The following is an 18,321-nucleotide window of genomic DNA, read 5'->3' as shown; positions in this document are numbered from 1 at the left end:
TTGAAAATGAATCGACAGGCGATGCTTTCACCACGAGAACATCATTTCTACGTAGCGATTGCCAAGTTCCTTTTCCACCATCCGGAGCATGGCATTGTGTCAGTGCGGGACCCGATCAAGATCAAGGACGCGAATCGGTACGGGCTCAGCCCCCTCATACTCTATGGCATTACTGTTAGCGGGTTGCCCATTCGCTGGATGACGTTCACTCCAGTCGATCAACCCAGAGCTTTCCAGGATGTTCTCCTGGATGCATGGCGTAACGCGGAAGGCTTGCGTGGTTGCCCCGACACCCTTCGGGTCAACCGCCACATCGCGACGGCCAGCCCTAGGCTGGTAGAGGACATGGCAAAAATCGGAGTCCAGGTTGAGGTCGCCGACGCCAAGGAGAAATCCCTCCCAGCGTCTCTGCGTTCAGCCCAGGACTCCAGCCGGTGGCCGCTGAGGAAGCACAACGGAAAAGACCGGTCTCCTGCCGGATCCATCCAGGCCCTTTGCCGGTACGCTCAGGATGAGCACGACTTTCGTGTCAGGGGTGGTCACAGAGGTGTGAATAACCGTGAGGTTGAAGACAGAATCCAGCAGTGGCTGGCGTTACCGGTGCAAGTGCCGGTGCCTACAGCGACCGGTGGGCTCGACTGGAAACCCGGTCCATGGCTGTCATCCTGGGAGACCTCGCTACCGCCCTGTAAGCCCCGATATTTGGCTCTGGATAGGTTTGATGGCAGTACCTGGCTGCTGACAGGTGAGAAGGCACCGGAGGATATCGTCGAGGATGATGATTTCTGGGATGACAGTGACTATGACAACGCGGCCGAGATTGCCAAGAACCTCGTGGCGTGCTGGCCCAATCCACCTGCAGAGATTGCCAGGCGGGCCGGGATCACCCTGCGGGAACTTCAATGGTTCACCTCGGGAAAGGTGTCCCTTGACCGGCATGCGCGTTTTGACCTGGAAGCATTGCTCGGCATCGAGTACGACGAACGAATGGGCAGATATGTAGAGGCTGGGCCTTATGTCCTGATAGCCCACAAACCACTGGCCCTTAAGGAAGTCTATGAAGGCATATCCGGCGGCGGAGATGCACGCCCCTGTGAGATAGTCCCACGCCAAGGTGCCGCAGACCCCAGCTGGCGATACGTGTTGATCAACACCTATGGAGAGCCCCCAAGCCTCGTGATGGCGCCCCGTGGAGCCAAAATCACGGAGCGCCTTCCGGAGCTGCTTATGAATTATGACGGCGTTAGGGCTGTCGCTCCGAAGTTCTACCAGGATGTCGTTTCTACCTGTGCCCGAGCCTGCCGAGAACCTGCCGCTAACATTCGCGAGATGAAAAACTTTGTGAAACGCTATAAAGAGCACTGGGTAGATTGCTCCTGGCAGCCGGAATGAACCTGTCCGGTTGAGTCAAAGCGCGAAGACTGCGGATAATGGAAACGGCAGCGAACAACAGTTTGCCCAATATTTATTCGTGGCTACGGTTCGGTCGGGAAGCGCTTTTTGGAAACTTTCGCTCCACAAACGCTTCCAGTCGCTCGGCGTTGCGGTAGGCGATAACGCAGATAAAAAGCACAACCGCGACAAAGCTCAGGAATGCAATCAGTGTGGCAGATAGGTTCAGCATATTCAGGTCTCCAATAGTTGATTGCCCTTTTAGGGCACTTTGTTGGTTTCAAGCCGCAGCAGCGGCCTGTCTTTGTTCCTGAATCCGTGAAGCCGGCGTCGGCACTTTCCCTATCACCGCCAGCGAGCATTTTTTGACCTCCGATCCCGTCTCAATCGCCGAACGCATGTCTGCGATGGCCAACCATTGCCGCGTCGGCCGGCGACGATGATCCGTTTTGTCATGCATTTCTACCCGCCGGGCATGGCGATGCTGGCTGCTGGTGACCATCAGCCCTCTTCCAAGTGACATTCCCCGACAGGCGATCAGCAGGGCGATCCTCGCGGGTAACGCAGCCGGCTCCGCAGGGTGTTCAACACCGTCATGCGGCCAATGTCCTGCCCGAAATCGAGGATGATCTGACGGGCCTTGTGGACTACCACGGCGGCACGATGGACCAGTTCCTGCAATACGGTGCGTATCCGGCGCCGCTTGGCGGGATGGCGCACCGGGCTCAGCTCGCCAGTCATGCCCAGTTGCCCCATCAGACGCAGGATGTTATAGGCCAGCTGGGCGAGATGCAGGATCAGGTCGTTGGTGGCGAACTTGCCCGAGGGCAGACGCTCCAGGTCGAGATCGGTCTTGATCTCGCTGTGAAACTGCTCATGGGTGGCATGCGCCTGATAGCGCTGGATCACCGCCTCCGGCGCCTCGTCCAGGCTGGTCCACCAGCCTTCCAGCTCATAGTCCGGTTCGAGCAGCAGCTGGCCATCGCGATCGGCGGTGCGCTCCACCAGGCGCATCACACGCCTGACCTCGACCTCGGTCTGGCCATCGCGGATCGAGACGGTCTGTGTCCACAACGCCTGGCGCTTGCCGGGGCGCAGCTCTTCTTGCCAGCAGTCTTCGGCGACGGCGCACCAGGTGGCGAGATCGGCCTTGGCCGAGTCCCGCGGGTTCCATTTGACGAGGTAGTCGAGCCGCCGGCCCTCGTCGGCAAAGGCCTGCCGCTGCCGTTCGAGAAGGGCCAGATGCGCCTGGCTGTCGAAGCCGCTGTCCTCGCGGACCAGGATCGGTTGCTCGGTCAGGCCCTGGGCGCGTGGCAGCACCCGCTCCAGGAAGGCGTTGCTCTCCTTCATGGTGTGCTGTTTGCCGGGACGCAGCTCCAGGCCCAGGCACCAGCCTTCATTGCCCAGATAGGCGGCGATCGGCGTGTAGCCATCGACCTTCTGGTAGGTCCGCGAGACGCCCTCCTTGTGCGAGTTGCTGTTGTCCATGACGAAGGTGTCGATGTCCAGACAGACATGCGTCTTCTCGGCGGTGATCGGTGCTTCCACCAGCGACAGCAAGGTGGTGGACCAAGTCGCGGTACGTGCCTGCAGATCATTGGCGGCGAGCTTCTCCAGCCGTTGGCGCAGCGTGGCGGAGCTCGGCACCTTCTGCAGGGCCAGCAGGTGCTGGAACGGTTTGTCGCGGCGGAAATTCTCGATGGCGTCATAGTCGCTCATGCCCAGACACAGCAGGCCCAGATAGCTCTTGACCACGTCGCTGGTGCGCATGCCCAGCGTGGTGGGGAAGCGACCGTCGATGCTGTCGACGCCGGCGATCTCAAGGCACTGCCCGATGATGGATAGCCCGGCGTGGCTGGTGAGGGTACGGCGACTGGCGCGAAACGTGACGTTGGGCATGGCACTGTCTGGGTGAATGACGATATTCGCTATATTGCCATGCAGGTCAGTAGGTTAGAAGCGCTGCAGGGGGGGTCAGTCTCACGGATTCAGGTTTGTTCTTTGGCGACAGACGCAATCAAGTGCCGGGAGCAGCTCAGTATCTCCTGGATTTCGCTGTAGCTGTGGCCGCTCTTGAGAAGGCTGGCGATGTGTTGCCTGCGCTTCAGGTCTGGCTGCCGCCCCTGGTACTTACCCTCCGTTTTTGCTTTATGGATGCCCTGGAACTGCCGGCGCCGGCGGTCTTCGTAATCTTTGCGGGCCACGGCAGCCAGCATGTCGAGCATCATGGCGTTGACCGCTCGTAGAATGGAGTCGGTGAAACCGGTGTCGTCCTTCTTTGTTCGAGCTCGACCCAGCAATGGGGAGCGGTGGTCATTCGGCTCAGTCGGTCCTCCGCGTATCCGATCCGGCATTGATGGAAGATGCCTCGCTCGCTCAGGGCATTGCTGATCACAAAGGTCATGTAGACACTATCGACTCTCAGGTCCTCCAGCGGCAGCAGTGCCAACTCAAGTTCATCGTGCCAGTCACTCATGGTCGGGCTCCCTGAACATCAGCTGTTGGCCCTGTTCATACAACACCGGATAGGGGAGCGGCTCGCCGTCCTGGATCACGGTGTTCGGTGGAAAGTACATCACTATCCAGGGAGGCATGCCGGCGCTGACAGCGCCATAGAATTCATCTACTGGAAAGGTGAGTTCATGGCCGGACTGCCGAAATACCAGTCGGGAGTATTTCTCGGGGTGGTTGGCAGCGATGTTGTAACTGGCAGCTTCACCGCCGATGACATAGCTTGGTGTCTTCCAGTGATTCGGCTGTTGGATGTTGTAGGCGATGATGCAGTTGCTATCGAAACAGCCATATCGCTCGGCTGTTACCGACCACAGCATGAGCGGGTGCCCGTAAGATGATGGAGTGGCGCATCTAATGAGGTGGCCAGACTGGCCAGGTTGAGGGCGCTTACCAACAAACTCTTTCGGTACGAGCGCGTCCCGCCTGGTGAGTCTCGAAGGTCCTGATCGTAGACGCCCCCGGCACGGGCCAGGTTCAGTGCGCGGGACGATTCGTCGTCATAGTGTCGAGGCGTAGCAGCGCAACCCGCGAGCGCGGCTGTAGTTACAGCAAAACAAATGGTCTTCAACTTGGTCATTTTGAACTCCTGCGTTTTCTAAAATACTTGCACGAAGTTTCAAATACGCAAGAGGAAAATCAAAAAATATTTAATAAAATCAATGGTTTGTACTTTCAGTACAAACTTCGATGTATCAGCAGTGGTGCATCGGGAGTGCCGATCTTGCTAGACTTGCCAGCAGGTTTTTTCGGTTGAGACAAGGTGTTGGTAAATCGGAAAAGGATCAGAAATTCCCAGTTTCCCACTTATCCCAGTTTATAATCGTGGGTAGTAACCGATTGGGCCAATCAGAGATAAAGTTTCTATCCATGGGTAGTAAAATGGGTAGTGCTGGGCGAATATCGATGCAAAAATAATGTAAACATCTGTTTTTAAAGGATTTTAATTTATTATTCTTTGAGCAGATCCAGAACATCGAGTGATGGCAAGGCTCAGTGGAGACAGGCTCGGTAGTTTCGCATAGACTAAGTTTATTGAACCAGGCCATGGGAAGGCAGCCTTATGGAAACCGTCAACATCCACGAAGCCAAGACGCGACTTTCCCAGCTCCTGGCCAAAGCAGCGCAGGGGGAAGGATTCGTCATTGCCAGAGCTGGCAAGCCGATCGCCAAGGTAACAGCCATCAACAGTCCGGATGCCGACCAGCAGAAACGGCTTGGCTTCATGAAAGACCAATTCAAGGTCCCGGAAGATTTCGACCGCATGGGTCAAAACGAGATAGCCGACCTGTTCGAGGGCTGAAATGAATCTGATCCTGGACACACATATCCTACTTTGGGCAGCCGCAGAGCCAGACCGCCTCTCGAGTGAAGCGATCAGGCTCATTAACGATGAGGATAACGAACTATATTTCAGCGCGGCCAGTCTCTGGGAGATCGTTATCAAGACCGGTCTGCAGCGCCCGGACTTTCAGGTGAACCCTCACCTGCTGCGTCGCGGCCTGATCGAGAACGGTTATCGGGAACTACCGATTACCTATCAACACACCCTGGCTGTCAGCCACTTACCAGACATTCATAAAGATCCCTTCGATCGCATTCTGGTCGCTCAGGCCGAGTCCGAAGGCTTTCTTCTGCTGACGGCGGATGAGCTGATCGCTCGCTATCCTGGCCCGATTCGTCGGGTTTGAACTCGGCGGAGTCGAAAACGCGATCTTGTACCGGAACGACAGGCTGTACTCGGCCTGGGAGCAGGACGACGCTCCAGCGTGCCAGCTTCGGTATTCTCATAGACCTCGTGCGCCGCACCTGGCAGCTTGCGCAGGCCCGCCCGATTCTTTTCCATGCCCTTCAGCACCGCACCCAACTGATCATCCAGCACCTTGTCCAGCTGCCGAGCGCTGCCAGTGTTAATGGCCAAGCTCATTTCCAGTTCCTTATCGAACGGTTGCTGGTGACAACAAAACGCCGCCTGCGGTCTTGCGATCTTTTTGACGTAAGCGAGTATCCTGATAACAACCGCCGACACGACAGGAACCCCCATGACGACCGCCAGCACCATCACGCCAAGCCAACAGCAGCAACTCATCGAGACCGTCCGCCACGCCGCCAGGGCGGAGATCCTGCCGCGCTTTCGCAACCTCTCCGAGGACGCGATCCGCTCGAAGAGCGCGCCGGACGACCTGGTGACCGACGCCGACCAGGGCGCGGAGCGGATGATCAGCCAGGCCATTGCCGAGCTGCTGCCGACGGCGACGATCATCGGCGAGGAGGCCGTCGCGGCGGGTGACGCACAGCTTGCGGACATCGCCGGGGCCGAGCTGGCGCTGATCGTCGATCCGGTCGACGGCACCTGGAACTTCGCCCGCGGGCTCAATCAGTTCGGGGTGATTCTGGCGGCGACGAGCTTCGGCGAGACGATCTTCGGGCTGCTCTACGATCCGCTGGCCGACGACTGGGTCGTCGCCCGCCGCGGCGAGGGCGCGTTCTTCGGCCGACCCGACGGCACCCAGCGTCGCCTGAGCGTTTCCGACACCACCGACATCGCCGAGATGGTCGGCGCTACCTCGATCAGGCTGTTCCCCAAACCCCAGCAGTATCAGCTCGCCGCCACCTTTCCCGATGTGCAGCGGATGATGGCGTTCGGCTGCGCCTGCCACGAATACCGCACCATGGCCTTCGGCCATGTCGACTTCATGCTCGCCGGCAAGCTGATGCCGTGGGATCACGCCGCGGGCCTGATGATCCACGCCGAAGCCGGCGGCTATTCGGCGCTGCTCGACGGCACACCCTATCGGCCGACGATTCACCAGGGCACGGTGCTGGCGGCCAGCTCGCGCGAGCTTTGGGAAGCGCTGCGCGAGAAGTTCACGTTTCTGGTCTGAAAAGTGCCTGCACTCGCCCAGACGGCGTTAAAAATTGGCTCACTGAACTTCAGTTCAGAACGTCCGAAGGACGGCCCGAAGGGCGAGCGGAGCGAGTCACGTGCTCATTTACACCTCGTAAACTCCGCTATTTCGCCAATTTTTGCCTTGCCTGGCCTTCGCTCGTCGACTTTTCAAGCAGAGCATAGTGACCTGGCCACCATTGACGCTCCATGACGACGAAAACCGGCGCCTTCTCGGCGCCGGTTTTCTTTTCAATAGCCAGTCGGGACAAACCGGTCAGACAGACCGAATCAGGGAATGATCCGCTCGGCACGCAGGCGGGCGAACAGATCGACAAACGCCGCCCGCGTCTCGCGCAAATGGTCGAAGCCGAAGTCGCGGCACTTGGTGGTGTCGTTGACACACTCCTGATCGCGACCCAGATCGGCATCGGTGTGCCACCAGGACGCCAGATTGGCGACATCCGGTTCGATCAAATCGTGCTTCGCGGCGATCTCGCGCCAGGTGGCTTCGGCTCCCGCCATCTGCTCGTCGAGCGGCTGGGGCGTCTCGGGGCAATCCGACACCTCCAGATCAAAGTACTCGCCGATCTCGCGCCACATCCGGCGCCAGCGGAAGACGTCGCCATTGACGGCATTGAAGGCCTGATTGGCCACGCCCGGCGCGGTCGCCGCCCACTCCATCTGCCGCGCCAGCACCAGCGCATCGGTCATGTCGGTGAGCGCATTCCACTGGGTCCGCGAGCCGGGGAACACGAACGGCTTGCCGGTTTCCTTGCAGATCGAGGCGTAGACGGCGATCGTCGTGCCCATGTTCATGGCGTTGCCGCGTGCATAGCCAATCACCGTATGCGGGCGGTGCACGTTCCAGTTGAAGCCGTGACGCTCGGCGGCTTCGAACAGCACGTCTTCCAGCGCATAGTAGAAGTTGTCACCCGGCACGCGCGGCTCGGATTCGCGGAACGGGGTTTCGATACGCCCGCTGCCGTAGGCTTCGAACGAACCCAGATACTGCTTGGTGCCGGTCACCAGCGAGGCGTGATCGAGCTTGTCGCTGTCGAGTCCGGCGAACAGGTTGCGCATCATCTGGCTGTTGGCCTCGACGTTGGCCTTCTCGTTGTCGCGACGAATCCAGGTGCAGTAGAAGACGTGGGTGATCGGCAGGCCGGCCAACGCCTGCTCGGTGGCGGCTTCGTCCAGCAGATCGGCGGCGACGGGAATCACCCCGCTCTGCTCGCTGGCGCGACGCGACAGGCCGTAGACGGTCCAGCCGCTGGCCACCAGATACGCCGCCAGATTGCCGCCGGTGATCCCGGTGGCGCCGACCACGAGCGCGGTACCTTTACGCATGATCCATACCCTCCTTCGAAACGGATAGAGACTCGGCGGACATGCCGAATCGATGAGGGGAGTCTGGTAGCGTCCCATCGTTGCTACAATCGAAAGTATGGAAAATATTTATTGCGCAAGGTGCAACTCGATGGATCTCAATGCATTACGCACATTCGAGCGCGTCGCCGCGACCGGCAGCTTCACCGCCACCGCACGCCACTTCCACCGCGCGGTGTCGTCGGTATCGCGCCAGATCAGCGCGTTGGAAGAGGCGCTGGGCCAGCCGCTGCTGTATCGCCACACTCGGGCCGTCACCCTGACCGAGGCGGGCTGGCGCTACTATCAGGAAGTTCGCGAGATACTCGAGCGACTCGATCTGGCCACCGAAGCGCTGACCGCCCCCGAAGCCGAGCCCGGTGGCGTACTGCGGGTCAACGCCCCGGTCGCCTTCGGCCAGCGCCAGATCGTGCCGGTTCTGCACCGCTTCCAGCGTCGCTACCCGGCCATCAAGGCCGAGCTGATGCTCACCGACCAGATCACCGACCCGGTGCGCGAGGGCATCGATGTCACCTTTCGGGTCGGCACGCTGTCCGACTCCACGCTGGTGGCGCGCCGCCTGGCGGCCATGAACTATGTGGTCGCCGCCGCGCCGAGCTATTTGCAACGTTGCGGCACACCGGCGACCCCGGAAGCGTTGAGCCGTCACGAATGCCTGCTCTATCAAGGCGAAATGGGGCGTCAGCGTTGGTACTTTCAGCAGTCCGGACAGCCGTCGGCGACTCCCTTCGAGGTCGACGGAAACCTGTATAGCAACGACGCCGACAGCCTGGTGCGCGCCGCGCTGCTGGGCCAGGGGCTGGTGTTGTTTCCGACCTGGCTGATCGGCGATGCGCTCTCGCGGGGGGAACTGGTGCCGCTGCTTGAAGCGTGGCGCGGCGAGGTCATGCCCGGCCGCCGCGACATTCACGTGCTGTACGCGCAGCGCCGTCTGCACACCCGCAAGGTGCGCGCCTTCCTCGATCACCTATTCGAAACGATCGGCCCCACCCCGCATTGGGATCGCTGGCGATGACATCGCCATTTTGAGCACTTTATTTCTCACTAATGGCGAGAAAAGCATTTTATGAGCAAAAAATAGCTCATCCACAGTCGGGCATGTTAAATTTGAGCAATAATTTACCCAGCACACTCGATATGTCACTGACGATACAGTTGTTCCATCATGGCCAATGGCACGATGCCGCAGAACTTCAGATCGACGATCCGAAGGCGGGTCGACGCGGCACGATTGCGCTGGGCTACTCGACCGATTACGCCATCGACTGGATGGGCCGGGACGACGAGCACGCCTGCAGTCTGAATCTGCCGGTCGAACTGATGCTGCTGTATCGCCGGAAGAACTGGTTCGCCATGCTCGACGACATCATGCCGTCGGGGGCCAGCCGTCGTTACTGGGTCAATCGACTGGGGCTTCAGTCACTTCCCCCGCATGAGCAGGATCACGCCTTGCTGGCCCAAGGCACGATAGCGCCCGTTGGCAACCTGCGCATCAAGCAGGCACTGCCCCAACTGCCGGCGGGTAGCCAGCTGAAACATCATCGATTCACGCTGGACGATGTCGTGGAACGCCATACCGACTTTCTGGAATACGCCCAGCAGGTGGGCGCCGCCGGCGGTGGTGCGACCGGCGCTGGCGGTGAAGCACCCAAACTACTGCTGCGTCGCAGCCCGCTGGATGAGATCTGGATCGATACCTGGCAGGACGATCCCCGCAATACCGATGCGCATTACCTGGTGAAATTCCCCCGTGGGCAACGCTCGGACATGGATTGCAACATTCTACGCGCGGAGTACCACTACTATCACGAGCTGCAGGCGCTGGGCGTCGATACCATCGATATCCGCGGTATGGAACTCATCGAAGGGGGACGCTACCCCAGCCTCTGGCTGCCTCGATTCGATGTGGATTTCATCGAAGGAGAACGCACACTCTTCGGTCTGGAGTCGCTTTATTCGCTGCTGGAGAAGCCTCCGGGCACTTTCCTCAATCATTTCGAAGCGATCGACACGCTGGTTGCCAAGTGTCAGCAGCAATATCGCGTCAGAGAAATGGGCGAACCCTTCGACGTTTCCCGTTTCGTCGTGGAGTGGGTCAAGCGGGATCTTCTCAACGTCGCTTTCGGCAACTCGGACAATCATGGCCGCAATACCGCGATGATCAAGCGGCCCGATGGCCTGGGGCTGGCGCCGGTCTATGATTTCGCGCCCATGAAGGCGGACCCCGAAGGCATCATACGCACCACACAATGGGGCGCGCCGTACGAAGAAGGCGGCCGTTTCGACTGGCAAGGGATCGCTCAACGGCTCGATCCGCTGGTTCCCGCCGACGACCTGCTCGCCGAGCTTCGCCAGCTGGGAAGACGATTGAAAGGCCTGAAGGCTCGCCTGCGGCAGCGAGGCGTTCCGAATTCGATTCTCGATCTGCCCGCGCTAGGGTTCGATTATCTCGACGGAAAACTCGATGCCTGGGGGCTGACATGAGCCGTCTTTCTCCCCAGGAACGCGAAGCGCTGCTGTTCGATCTGCTCGACCAGCTGTTCGAGGAAAAAATCACCACGGGAGCACTGCTGAAACGACTGCGCCGGGAGGTTCTGGAGATGAACCAGACCCGCTATGCCGCACTGGCGTCGGTGAGCCGCCGGACGCTCTCGGCCATCGAGAACGACAGCGGGACCCAATCACTGGGTTCTCTCAATCGCGCCTTTCGCCCTTTCGGGCTCAGCGTGGGGTTGCTCCCGCGTGATCGGTCGACCCGCCAGCGTCTGTTGACGCGATCCTCCTCGTGATCACCTTCATAGCAAAACCTAATTAGCGATTGAGTCGTGCGCGATATAGATTGGCCGCATGACGACACGCAACGATACCGACGACACGCTGGCCCTGGAATCGCAGCTCTGCTTCGCGCTCTATTCGACTCAGTTGGCGATGAACAAGCTCTACCGCGGTCTGCTGCGCGAGCTCGATCTGACCTATCCCCAGTACCTGACCATGCTGGTGCTGTGGCAGCGGGACCGGCAGACGGTATCGGAGATCGGCGAGCAACTCTATCTGGATTCGGCCACGCTGACGCCGCTGCTGAAACGGCTGGAAGCGGCGGCGCTCATCACCCGGCAGCGCTCGCGCCAGGATGAACGCCAGGTCGAGATCGCCTTGACCGAGAAGGGCCGTTCGCTGCGCGAGCAGGCCAAGGCGATCCCCCATGCCGCCGGCTGTGCGGGCCAGTGCACACCCGAGGAAGCCGCCGAGCTGCGCGACGCGTTGCATGGGCTGCGTCAGCGACTCGACACTCAGTGAAGCGTTCGCACGATTGGCGAAGAACATTTTTACCCAAATAGATCGCGCACGATTCAATAGACCGCGATTATCAACCCGAAAGGAGTTTCACCATGTCACTCGATAAAGTCCTCTACCGTGCCGAAGCGACTGTCACTGGCGGCCGCGACGGCCGGGCCACCGCCGCCGACGGTGCCATCGATCTCAAACTGTCGACGCCCAAGGAGCTGGGGGGCGCCGGCGATGACGGCACCAACCCGGAGCAGCTGTTCGCGGCCGGCTACTCCGCCTGCTTCATCGGCGCACTGAAACTGGTCGCCTCGAAAGAGAAGGCCAAGCTGCCCGACGATACCCGGATCCAGGGTGAAGTCGGCATCGGCCCCAAGGGCGAGGGTTTCGGCATCGAAGCGACGCTGACGGTGAAGCTCCCGGGCATGGATCGGGAACAAGCCGAAGCGCTGGTCGAGAAGGCCCATCAGGTCTGCCCGTACTCCAACGCCACTCGCGGCAACATCGATGTGACCCTGAACGTCGAAGTGTAGGCATCGCCTAGCTTTGGCTGAAAACTGACGGCCCGAGGCATCGAGAGATGGCTCGAGCCGTTACATCTTTGGTCGCAACACGGGTCGAAATAAGACTTCTACCGGATATTATCGATTAAATTTCAAAAAGTTATCGTGACATGCAAAAACGCGATGCGGGCATAGCGATAACGCAATAGCCTCGCTCCGCCGACGCTGTCTACCGTGTCGACTCCAATAACCCAGGGATTCGATCATGGTCGCGTTTCTCATAGCCATGGCGGTGACGGCGTTCGCCGGCACGCTGGTCATCAAGAAATACCAGCCGCAGACCGTACTGCCGCTCGACAAGGAGATGGCGAGCCGTCTGCGCCGCGCCAAGCTGATCGAAGGCCGGCAGCCCAACCTGCGCGTCTCCGCCGAGATCGCTACCGCAACAGCGACCAAGGCTCAGTACATCCACACACGCGGGCAGGATGACGCCTTTTACGCCAAGCTGGTGACCGACTACCTGGCCAAGTTCGGCTCCGCTGGCCGCCAGGAGATTGACACCCTGCTGTGGGACAAGCTCAGCGATGCTCTGGATGAGCCAAAAAAGAAGGCCAAGGTGAGAAACATCCTGACCAAGCTGCGACGCGCTGGCCAGATCTGCATGCCGGCAGCCGCGGTACGCCGGAATGGCGGCTGGCAGAGGCTGATGCAGAAAGGTCTGCAGAAAGAAACGGCGGCTCTGCAGAAAGAGACTGAACGAAATTCTATTTAAGTTGTTGATTTTAAAATTAAAGCATCGTGAGCCCTTTCTGCAGGCTCCGGTGCCGGTGCAGAAAGGAAGGCTCTGATTGGCTAACAATGATGCATTCTCGCATCAGGTTGGCTCGAAACCTCCTTAGACCAGATGGCGTGATTTTTATCAGTATCGATGATTGTGAGTCGTCGAGCTTGCGGCATATTTGCGATGAGGTGTTTGGTGAAAACAATTTAGTAGCAAACATTGTTTGGCAGCATAGCGTGCAACCAAAAGGATATACGCAACTGTTCTCAGTCCACCACAATCATATTTTATGTTATAGCAGGTCAGATGAGTATGTTGTGCAACCTTTAGAGCGCACCGAAAAAGATAATAAGAATTACTCCAACCCTGATGACGATCCAAGGGGCCCATGGCGCGCCGGGGATGTAAGGAATGCCCTTTATCGACCAAACTTAATTTTCCCTATTGTCACTCCATCAGAAAAGACTATAGATCCGCCAGAAAATGGCTGGCGGTGGAAAAAAGCAACAATCAAGAAAAAGATTCAAGATGGTGAGATCGTTTTCTCAACTGATGAGTCGCGGATAATTAGAAAGATTTACTTGGAAGATCAATCTGGCCGAGCACCAGAGACAATTTGGTTTAGCGAAGATGTTGGGAATACCCGCTCTGCGGCAAGTGAGCTAAAAGGGTTGTTCAATGGAGTCGCTCCCTTTGACACAGCAAAGCCACTGAAGCTAATAGACAGAATGTTTCAGGTTGCAGGCCTGCAACCTGACGACTTATGTCTCGATTTTTTCGCTGGCTCTTGCTCAACAGCGCACGCTCGTCTAGCTTCAATGAGCCCTGGTCCATTTATCATGATTCAAATGCCTGAGCCCATTGATAATACAAAGCCACATGGAAAAGCTGCTCAAAATCTAGGAATGGCTACGATAGCAGACATTGGTAAAGAGCGTATCCGCCGTGCTGGAAATGAAATCCAGAATGAAACTGGTCTGCATGGAAGTCCCCTTGATGTCGGCTTTCGTGTATTAAAAGTCGACAGCTCTAATCTTGAAGATGTCTATTACAGACCTGACGTGCTCTCTCAAGACCTGTTGTCTGAAAATGTTGATAATATCCGCGAGGGCCGGAGTTCAGAAGACCTGCTCTTCCAGATCTTGCTGGACTGGGGGGTAGACTTGTCGCTTCCCATCTCCCGCCAGGACATTGACGGAAAAACTGTCTTCTTCGTCGACGGGGCCGAGAAGCATATGGCGCTGGCCGCCTGCTTCGATCTGGATATCGACGAGGCATTCGTCAAGCAGCTCGCCGAGTACGAGCCGCTGCGCGTGGTGTTCCGCGATGCCGGCTTTACCAGCGACAGCGTCAAGATCAACGTCGAGCAGATCTTCGCCCAGAAGTCGCCCAATACTGAGGTGAAGGTGCTATGACCCAGGATAAGCATCCACAAGGTGGCCGGTTGATTCGCAACAGCACAGCGGAGTTCCTCATCTTCACCGGGCAGAGTGGGGAGCAAAGCATAGAGGCCCGCTACGAGAATGGCACTATCTGGCTCTCGCAGAAACTCATCGCCGAGCTTTTCGGGGTCACCAAGCCGACGATCAATGAGCACCTCAAGAATATTTATCGTGAGGAGGAGCTCACCCAGGAGGCAACCGTTAGGAAATTCCGAACGGTTCAGCAGGAAGGGCCGCGTGAGGTCACTCGCACGCTGGAGCACTACAATCTGGATGCCATTATTTCGGTCGGTTACCGGGTCAACTCGATCCGCGCCACACAGTTCCGGCAGTGGGCAACCCAGGTGCTCAAGCAGTTTGCTGTCAGGGGCTATGTCATTGACAAGCAGCGGATGGAAAACGGCAGCTTCCTGGGGGAAGACTACTTCGAGCATCTGCTGGCCGAGATTCGAGAGATTCGGCTCAGTGAACGGCGCTTTTATCAGAAGATCACCGATATCTACACCACCAGTGTGGATTACAACCCCGCAGCGCCTACGACCAAGGCCTTTTTTGCCAAGGTTCAGAACAAGCTCCATTTTGCCATCCACGGCCATACCGCTGCCGAGCTAATCCAGGCCAGGGCAGATAGCGACAAGCCGCACATGGGCCTTACCTCATGGGGTAACGCGCCGGCTGGCAAGGTGGTCAAGACGGATGTGGCGATTGCCAAGAACTACCTGACGCAGCAGGAGTTGGAGTCGCTGGGGCGAATCGTCAATGCCTACCTGGATCTTGCCGAGGAGCGCGCTCGCCGCAACATCCCCATGACGATGGAGGATTGGGCGAAGCGTTTGGATATGTTCCTGGAATTCGATGATCGTGAGGTGTTGCAGGATAGCGGGAAGGTAACCGCCAAGCTCGCCAAGGCGTTTGCGGAAAGCGAATTCGAAAAGTTTCGCATCTTGCAGGATCGTCTATTCGAGAGCGATTTTGACCGCATTCTCAAGGATGGTGATACGGAGCAAGGCGGGGAGGGTGAAACGTCATGAAGCTCAAGTTCAAGACTCAGCAATACCAGACAAGGGCCGTCGAGGCGCTGGCGGATTGCTTTACTGGCCAGCCCTTCAGCAGCGGTATCCGCTACCGTATCGACCCTGGCGAAACCATCCCTCTGGCGCAGCCGCTGCAGCGTGATATGTACGCCTCGCCAGATCCCGACGATGCCGGCTTCAAGAACGCCGCGCTGGAGCTGACGGAGCTTGAGCTGCTGAACAACATCCGGACCGTGCAGCGCCGCCAGAACCTGCCGCTCTCCGACGGCCTGAAGAAGGACGACAAGACCGGCTGCCCCTACAACCTGGACGTGGAGATGGAGACCGGCACCGGCAAGACCTACGTCTACCTGAAGAGCATGTTCGAGCTGAAGCAGCGCTACGGGTGGAGCAAGTTCATCGTGGTGGTGCCGAGCATCGCCATACGAGAAGGGGTCTACAAGTCGCTACAGATCACCGCCGACCATTTCCTGGAGAGCTACGGAGAGAAGGCGCGCTTCTTCATCTACAACTCGAAGCAGCTGCACAACCTGGAGAGCTTCTCCTCGGATGCCGGCATCAGCGTGATGGTCATCAACGTGCAGGCCTTCAACTCCCGTGGCGCCGATAACCGCCGCATCTACGACGAGCTGGACGACTTCCAGTCGCGGCGCCCCATCGACGTGATCAAAGCCAACCGGCCGATCCTGTTCCTGGATGAGCCGCAGAAGATGGAAGGGGGCAAGACGCTCGGCTCACTGAGCGAGTTCAGCCCCCTGTTCATCGTGCGCTACTCGGCCACCCATAAAACGACCTACAACAAGATCCACCGCCTGGACGCCCTGGACGCCTACAACCAGAAGCTGGTGAAGAAGATCTCGGTGCATGGCGTCACCACCAAGGGCCTCACTGGCACCGATGCCTACCTCTATCTGGAGAACATCGAGACGGCCAAGAACAAGCCCCCTGTCGCATGGGTCGAGTACGAGGAAAAGTCGGCCAGCGGCGTGAAGCGCAAACGCCGCAAGCTGGGCAAGGGCGACAACTTACATGAGCTATCGGGTGGGCTGGATCAGTACAAGGGGTTCGTCGTCTCGGATATTGACGCTCGCGTAGACCAGCTCAGCTTCACCAACGGCGTCGAGCTCACCGCCGGAGAGGTGACCGTCGACGTCACCGAGAAGGCGCTGCGCCAGATCCAGATCCGCGAGGCGGTCAAGGCGCACTTCAAGAAGGAGCAACGGCTGTTCTCCCAAGGCGTCAAGGTGCTCACGCTGTTCTTCATCGATGAGGTGGCCAAGTATCGCCAGTACGATGAGGGCGGTGAAGTGCTGGGTGAGTACGCCCGGATCTTCGAGGAGGAGTACAACCGCCAGCTCAATCAGGTGCTGACTCTGGAGGATAGCGCGTACAATCGCTACCTGAAGGGCATCAGCGCATCAAGCACCCACAACGGCTACTTCTCCATCGACAAGAAGTCCAAGCGCCTCGTCGACCCCAGAACCAAGGCGCGTTCCACCGAGACGGACGATGTCGATGCCTACGACCTGATCCTGAAGGACAAGGAGCGCCTGCTCTCCTTCGAGGAGCCTACGCGCTTCATCTTCTCCCACTCCGCACTGCGGGAGGGCTGGGACAATCCCAACGTGTTCGTCATCTGCACGCTGAAGCACAGCGATAACTCCATCTCCCGGCGTCAGGAGGTCGGACGCGGCTTGCGTCTGGCGGTCAACCAACTGGGGGACCGCATGGACGACCCCATGACGGCGCACGACATCAATGAGCTGACGGTGGTCGCCAGCGAGAGCTACAAGGACTTCGTCAGCGCCTTGCAGCGCGACATCAGCAACGAGCTCTCTGAACGCCCACGGGTCGCCGATGAGGCCTACTTTACCGGCAAGCTGCTCGTGTCGAATGACGGCGAGATCGAGGTCACGCCGGCCATGGCCAAGGAGATCTATCGTTACTTACTCAAGCACGACTATACGGATAGCGCAGACCACATCACCGAGGCCTACCACCAGGCTAAGGAGAACGCCACCTTGGCCGAGCTGCCGGAGCCGCTGCAGCCTCATGCAAAGCAGATCTTCCAGCTGATCGACAGCGTCTTCAGCAACGCCCAGTTGCCGCACATCGAGGATGGCCGCAAGGCAAAGTTGAACCCGCTCAATGACAACTTCCACAAGAAAGAATTTCAGCAGCTCTGGGAGCGCATCAACCGCAAGGCGGCCTACTCCGTCAGCTTCGACTCTGACGAGCTGATTGAGAAGTGCGTGGGCTATCTGGACCTGAAGCTCAAAGTAAAACGTCTGGAGTATCATGTAGAGCGCGGCAGCCAGAAGGCGGAAGCCAGCTACCAGGACCTGACCAGCGGGCAGGCCTTCACCGTCAACGAGAGCGAGCGTGTCAAGTATAACGGAACGCTGCATTCGGCAGTCCAGTACGACCTGATCGGCCGCTTGGCCGAGGCCACGCAGCTGACGCGGCGCACCGTGGCGACGATTCTCTCCAAGGTTCAGCCGAAGACCTTCAAGCAGTACCAGATGAACCCCGAGGACTTCATGGCCCAGGCCGCCAGGCTGATCAACGAGCAGAAGGCCAGCATGGTGGTCGAGCACATCAGCTATGACCCGCTCAACGAGCAGCACAGTCGGGAAATCTTCACTCTCGAGAAGTCGGAGAACCAGCTGGATCGAGCCTACAAGGCCAACCGCCACGTCTTCGACTACGTGGTGACCGATTCCAGGATCGAGCGGGACTTCGTCGAAGAGCTCGACACTGGCAAGGAGGTGGTGGTCTACGCCAAGCTGCCGAAAAGCTTCTTCATCCCGACGCCAGTGGGCAACTACAACCCTGACTGGGCCATCGCCTTCAGCGAAAATGACGTCAAGCATGTCTACTTCGTGGCCGAGACCAAGGGCAGCATGTCATCGCTGGAGCTGCGTGAAATCGAGCAGGCCAAGATCAGATGTGCCACTGAGTTCTTCGAAACAATCGCGACAGCTAAGGTGCAATATGATGTTGTGGATTCTTTCGGCAAGCTGCTGGATCTAGTCCGTTAGATAGAGAGATAGCACCCTCTGATACCCTTATAAACCGACCAGGGGGCGAAAGGAGA

19 protein-coding genes are annotated in these 18,321 nt (G+C 58.5%); 13 read left to right on the top strand and 6 right to left on the bottom strand.

Annotated elements, in window-relative coordinates:
- Nucleotides 1–1,392 (top strand): hypothetical protein, encoded by a 1,392-nt coding sequence (locus HALZIN_RS0115200; protein WP_425563488.1) that lies wholly within the window; start codon nt 1–3, stop codon nt 1,390–1,392.
- 280 nt (nt 1,393–1,672) lie between these two features.
- On the opposite strand, the gene HALZIN_RS17980 is transcribed toward HALZIN_RS0115200, so the two are convergent.
- The 5 genes from HALZIN_RS17980 to HALZIN_RS18490 all read right to left on the bottom strand — a co-directional run bounded on the left by HALZIN_RS17980 (nt 1,673) and on the right by HALZIN_RS18490 (nt 4,223).
- A complete protein-coding gene (locus HALZIN_RS17980) occupies nt 1,673–1,894 on the bottom strand; it encodes a hypothetical protein (protein ID WP_150113127.1) in 222 nt (73 codons plus the stop codon).
- Nucleotides 1,895–1,929: 35 nt separating this feature from the next.
- Complete coding sequence (locus tag HALZIN_RS0115195; RefSeq protein ID WP_031384847.1) at nt 1,930–3,291, bottom strand: IS1380 family transposase; 1,362 nt, start codon at nt 3,289–3,291, stop codon at nt 1,930–1,932.
- An 89-nt stretch (nt 3,292–3,380) separates the two neighbouring features.
- Nucleotides 3,381–3,620, bottom strand: coding sequence for a hypothetical protein (locus tag HALZIN_RS0115190; RefSeq protein ID WP_236254999.1), 240 nt, complete (start codon nt 3,618–3,620; stop codon nt 3,381–3,383).
- Complete coding sequence (locus HALZIN_RS0115185) at nt 3,617–3,868, bottom strand: hypothetical protein (protein ID WP_236254998.1); 252 nt, start codon at nt 3,866–3,868, stop codon at nt 3,617–3,619. Before HALZIN_RS0115185 ends, HALZIN_RS0115190 begins: the two co-directional genes overlap by 4 nt.
- Nucleotides 3,861–4,223 carry a hypothetical protein gene (locus HALZIN_RS18490; protein WP_236254997.1) on the bottom strand — a complete coding sequence of 121 codons (363 nt, stop codon included), beginning with the start codon at nt 4,221–4,223 and terminating at the stop codon, nt 3,861–3,863. The genes HALZIN_RS0115185 and HALZIN_RS18490 overlap by 8 nt, the downstream gene beginning before the upstream one ends.
- 743 nt (nt 4,224–4,966) lie before the next feature.
- Between HALZIN_RS18490 and HALZIN_RS0115175 the strand changes: the two genes are divergently transcribed.
- The 3 genes from HALZIN_RS0115175 (at nt 4,967) to HALZIN_RS0115165 (ending at nt 6,788) form a co-directional block, all read left to right on the top strand.
- On the top strand, nt 4,967–5,206 hold the full coding sequence (locus HALZIN_RS0115175) for a type II toxin-antitoxin system Phd/YefM family antitoxin (protein WP_031385038.1): 240 nt from the start codon (nt 4,967–4,969) through the stop codon (nt 5,204–5,206).
- 1 nt (nt 5,207) lies between these two features.
- The gene (locus HALZIN_RS0115170) at nt 5,208–5,594 is read left to right on the top strand and encodes a type II toxin-antitoxin system VapC family toxin (RefSeq protein ID WP_031385037.1); all 387 of its coding nucleotides are present in this window, start codon (nt 5,208–5,210) and stop codon (nt 5,592–5,594) included.
- A gap of 351 nt (nt 5,595–5,945) precedes the next feature.
- Complete coding sequence (locus tag HALZIN_RS0115165; protein ID WP_031385036.1) at nt 5,946–6,788, top strand: inositol monophosphatase family protein; 843 nt, start codon at nt 5,946–5,948, stop codon at nt 6,786–6,788.
- A 293-nt stretch (nt 6,789–7,081) separates the two neighbouring features.
- On the opposite strand, the gene HALZIN_RS0115160 is transcribed toward HALZIN_RS0115165, so the two are convergent.
- The gene (locus HALZIN_RS0115160; protein ID WP_031385035.1) at nt 7,082–8,140 is read right to left on the bottom strand and encodes an SDR family oxidoreductase; all 1,059 of its coding nucleotides are present in this window, start codon (nt 8,138–8,140) and stop codon (nt 7,082–7,084) included.
- A gap of 130 nt (nt 8,141–8,270) precedes the next feature.
- Here HALZIN_RS0115160 and HALZIN_RS0115155 point away from each other — a divergent pair, with 130 nt between their 5' ends.
- From HALZIN_RS0115155 to HALZIN_RS0115115, 9 genes are all read left to right on the top strand, one after another.
- Nucleotides 8,271–9,194, top strand: a complete 924-nt coding sequence (locus tag HALZIN_RS0115155) for a LysR family transcriptional regulator (RefSeq protein WP_031385034.1) — start codon at nt 8,271–8,273, stop codon at nt 9,192–9,194.
- 122 nt (nt 9,195–9,316) lie between these two features.
- The gene (locus tag HALZIN_RS0115150) at nt 9,317–10,663 is read left to right on the top strand and encodes a type II toxin-antitoxin system HipA family toxin (protein WP_031385033.1); all 1,347 of its coding nucleotides are present in this window, start codon (nt 9,317–9,319) and stop codon (nt 10,661–10,663) included.
- Entirely contained in the window at nt 10,660–10,968 is a 309-nt protein-coding gene (locus tag HALZIN_RS0115145) for an XRE family transcriptional regulator (RefSeq protein ID WP_031385032.1), read from the top strand. Before HALZIN_RS0115150 ends, HALZIN_RS0115145 begins: the two co-directional genes overlap by 4 nt.
- Before the next feature lie 58 nt (nt 10,969–11,026).
- A complete protein-coding gene (locus HALZIN_RS0115140) occupies nt 11,027–11,476 on the top strand; it encodes a MarR family winged helix-turn-helix transcriptional regulator (protein ID WP_031385031.1) in 450 nt (149 codons plus the stop codon).
- Between the two features lie 92 nt (nt 11,477–11,568).
- Complete coding sequence (locus HALZIN_RS0115135) at nt 11,569–11,997, top strand: organic hydroperoxide resistance protein (RefSeq protein WP_031385030.1); 429 nt, start codon at nt 11,569–11,571, stop codon at nt 11,995–11,997.
- Between the two features lie 235 nt (nt 11,998–12,232).
- Nucleotides 12,233–12,739 carry a hypothetical protein gene (locus tag HALZIN_RS0115130; RefSeq protein ID WP_031385029.1) on the top strand — a complete coding sequence of 169 codons (507 nt, stop codon included), beginning with the start codon at nt 12,233–12,235 and terminating at the stop codon, nt 12,737–12,739.
- 26 nt (nt 12,740–12,765) lie between these two features.
- Complete coding sequence (locus HALZIN_RS17670; RefSeq protein WP_268871186.1) at nt 12,766–14,163, top strand: site-specific DNA-methyltransferase; 1,398 nt, start codon at nt 12,766–12,768, stop codon at nt 14,161–14,163.
- Nucleotides 14,160–15,221, top strand: coding sequence for a virulence RhuM family protein (locus tag HALZIN_RS0115120; RefSeq protein WP_031384502.1), 1,062 nt, complete (start codon nt 14,160–14,162; stop codon nt 15,219–15,221). The genes HALZIN_RS17670 and HALZIN_RS0115120 overlap by 4 nt, the downstream gene beginning before the upstream one ends.
- Nucleotides 15,218–18,265, top strand: coding sequence for a type III restriction-modification system endonuclease (locus HALZIN_RS0115115; protein WP_031385027.1), 3,048 nt, complete (start codon nt 15,218–15,220; stop codon nt 18,263–18,265). The genes HALZIN_RS0115120 and HALZIN_RS0115115 overlap by 4 nt, the downstream gene beginning before the upstream one ends.
- Nucleotides 18,266–18,321: the final 56 nt, after the last annotated feature.

It is taken from the genome of Halomonas zincidurans B6 (genome assembly GCF_000731955.1).
GTDB lineage: Bacteria > Pseudomonadota > Gammaproteobacteria > Pseudomonadales > Halomonadaceae > Modicisalibacter > Modicisalibacter zincidurans.
This window is presented reverse-complemented; position numbering and strand designations above follow the sequence as displayed.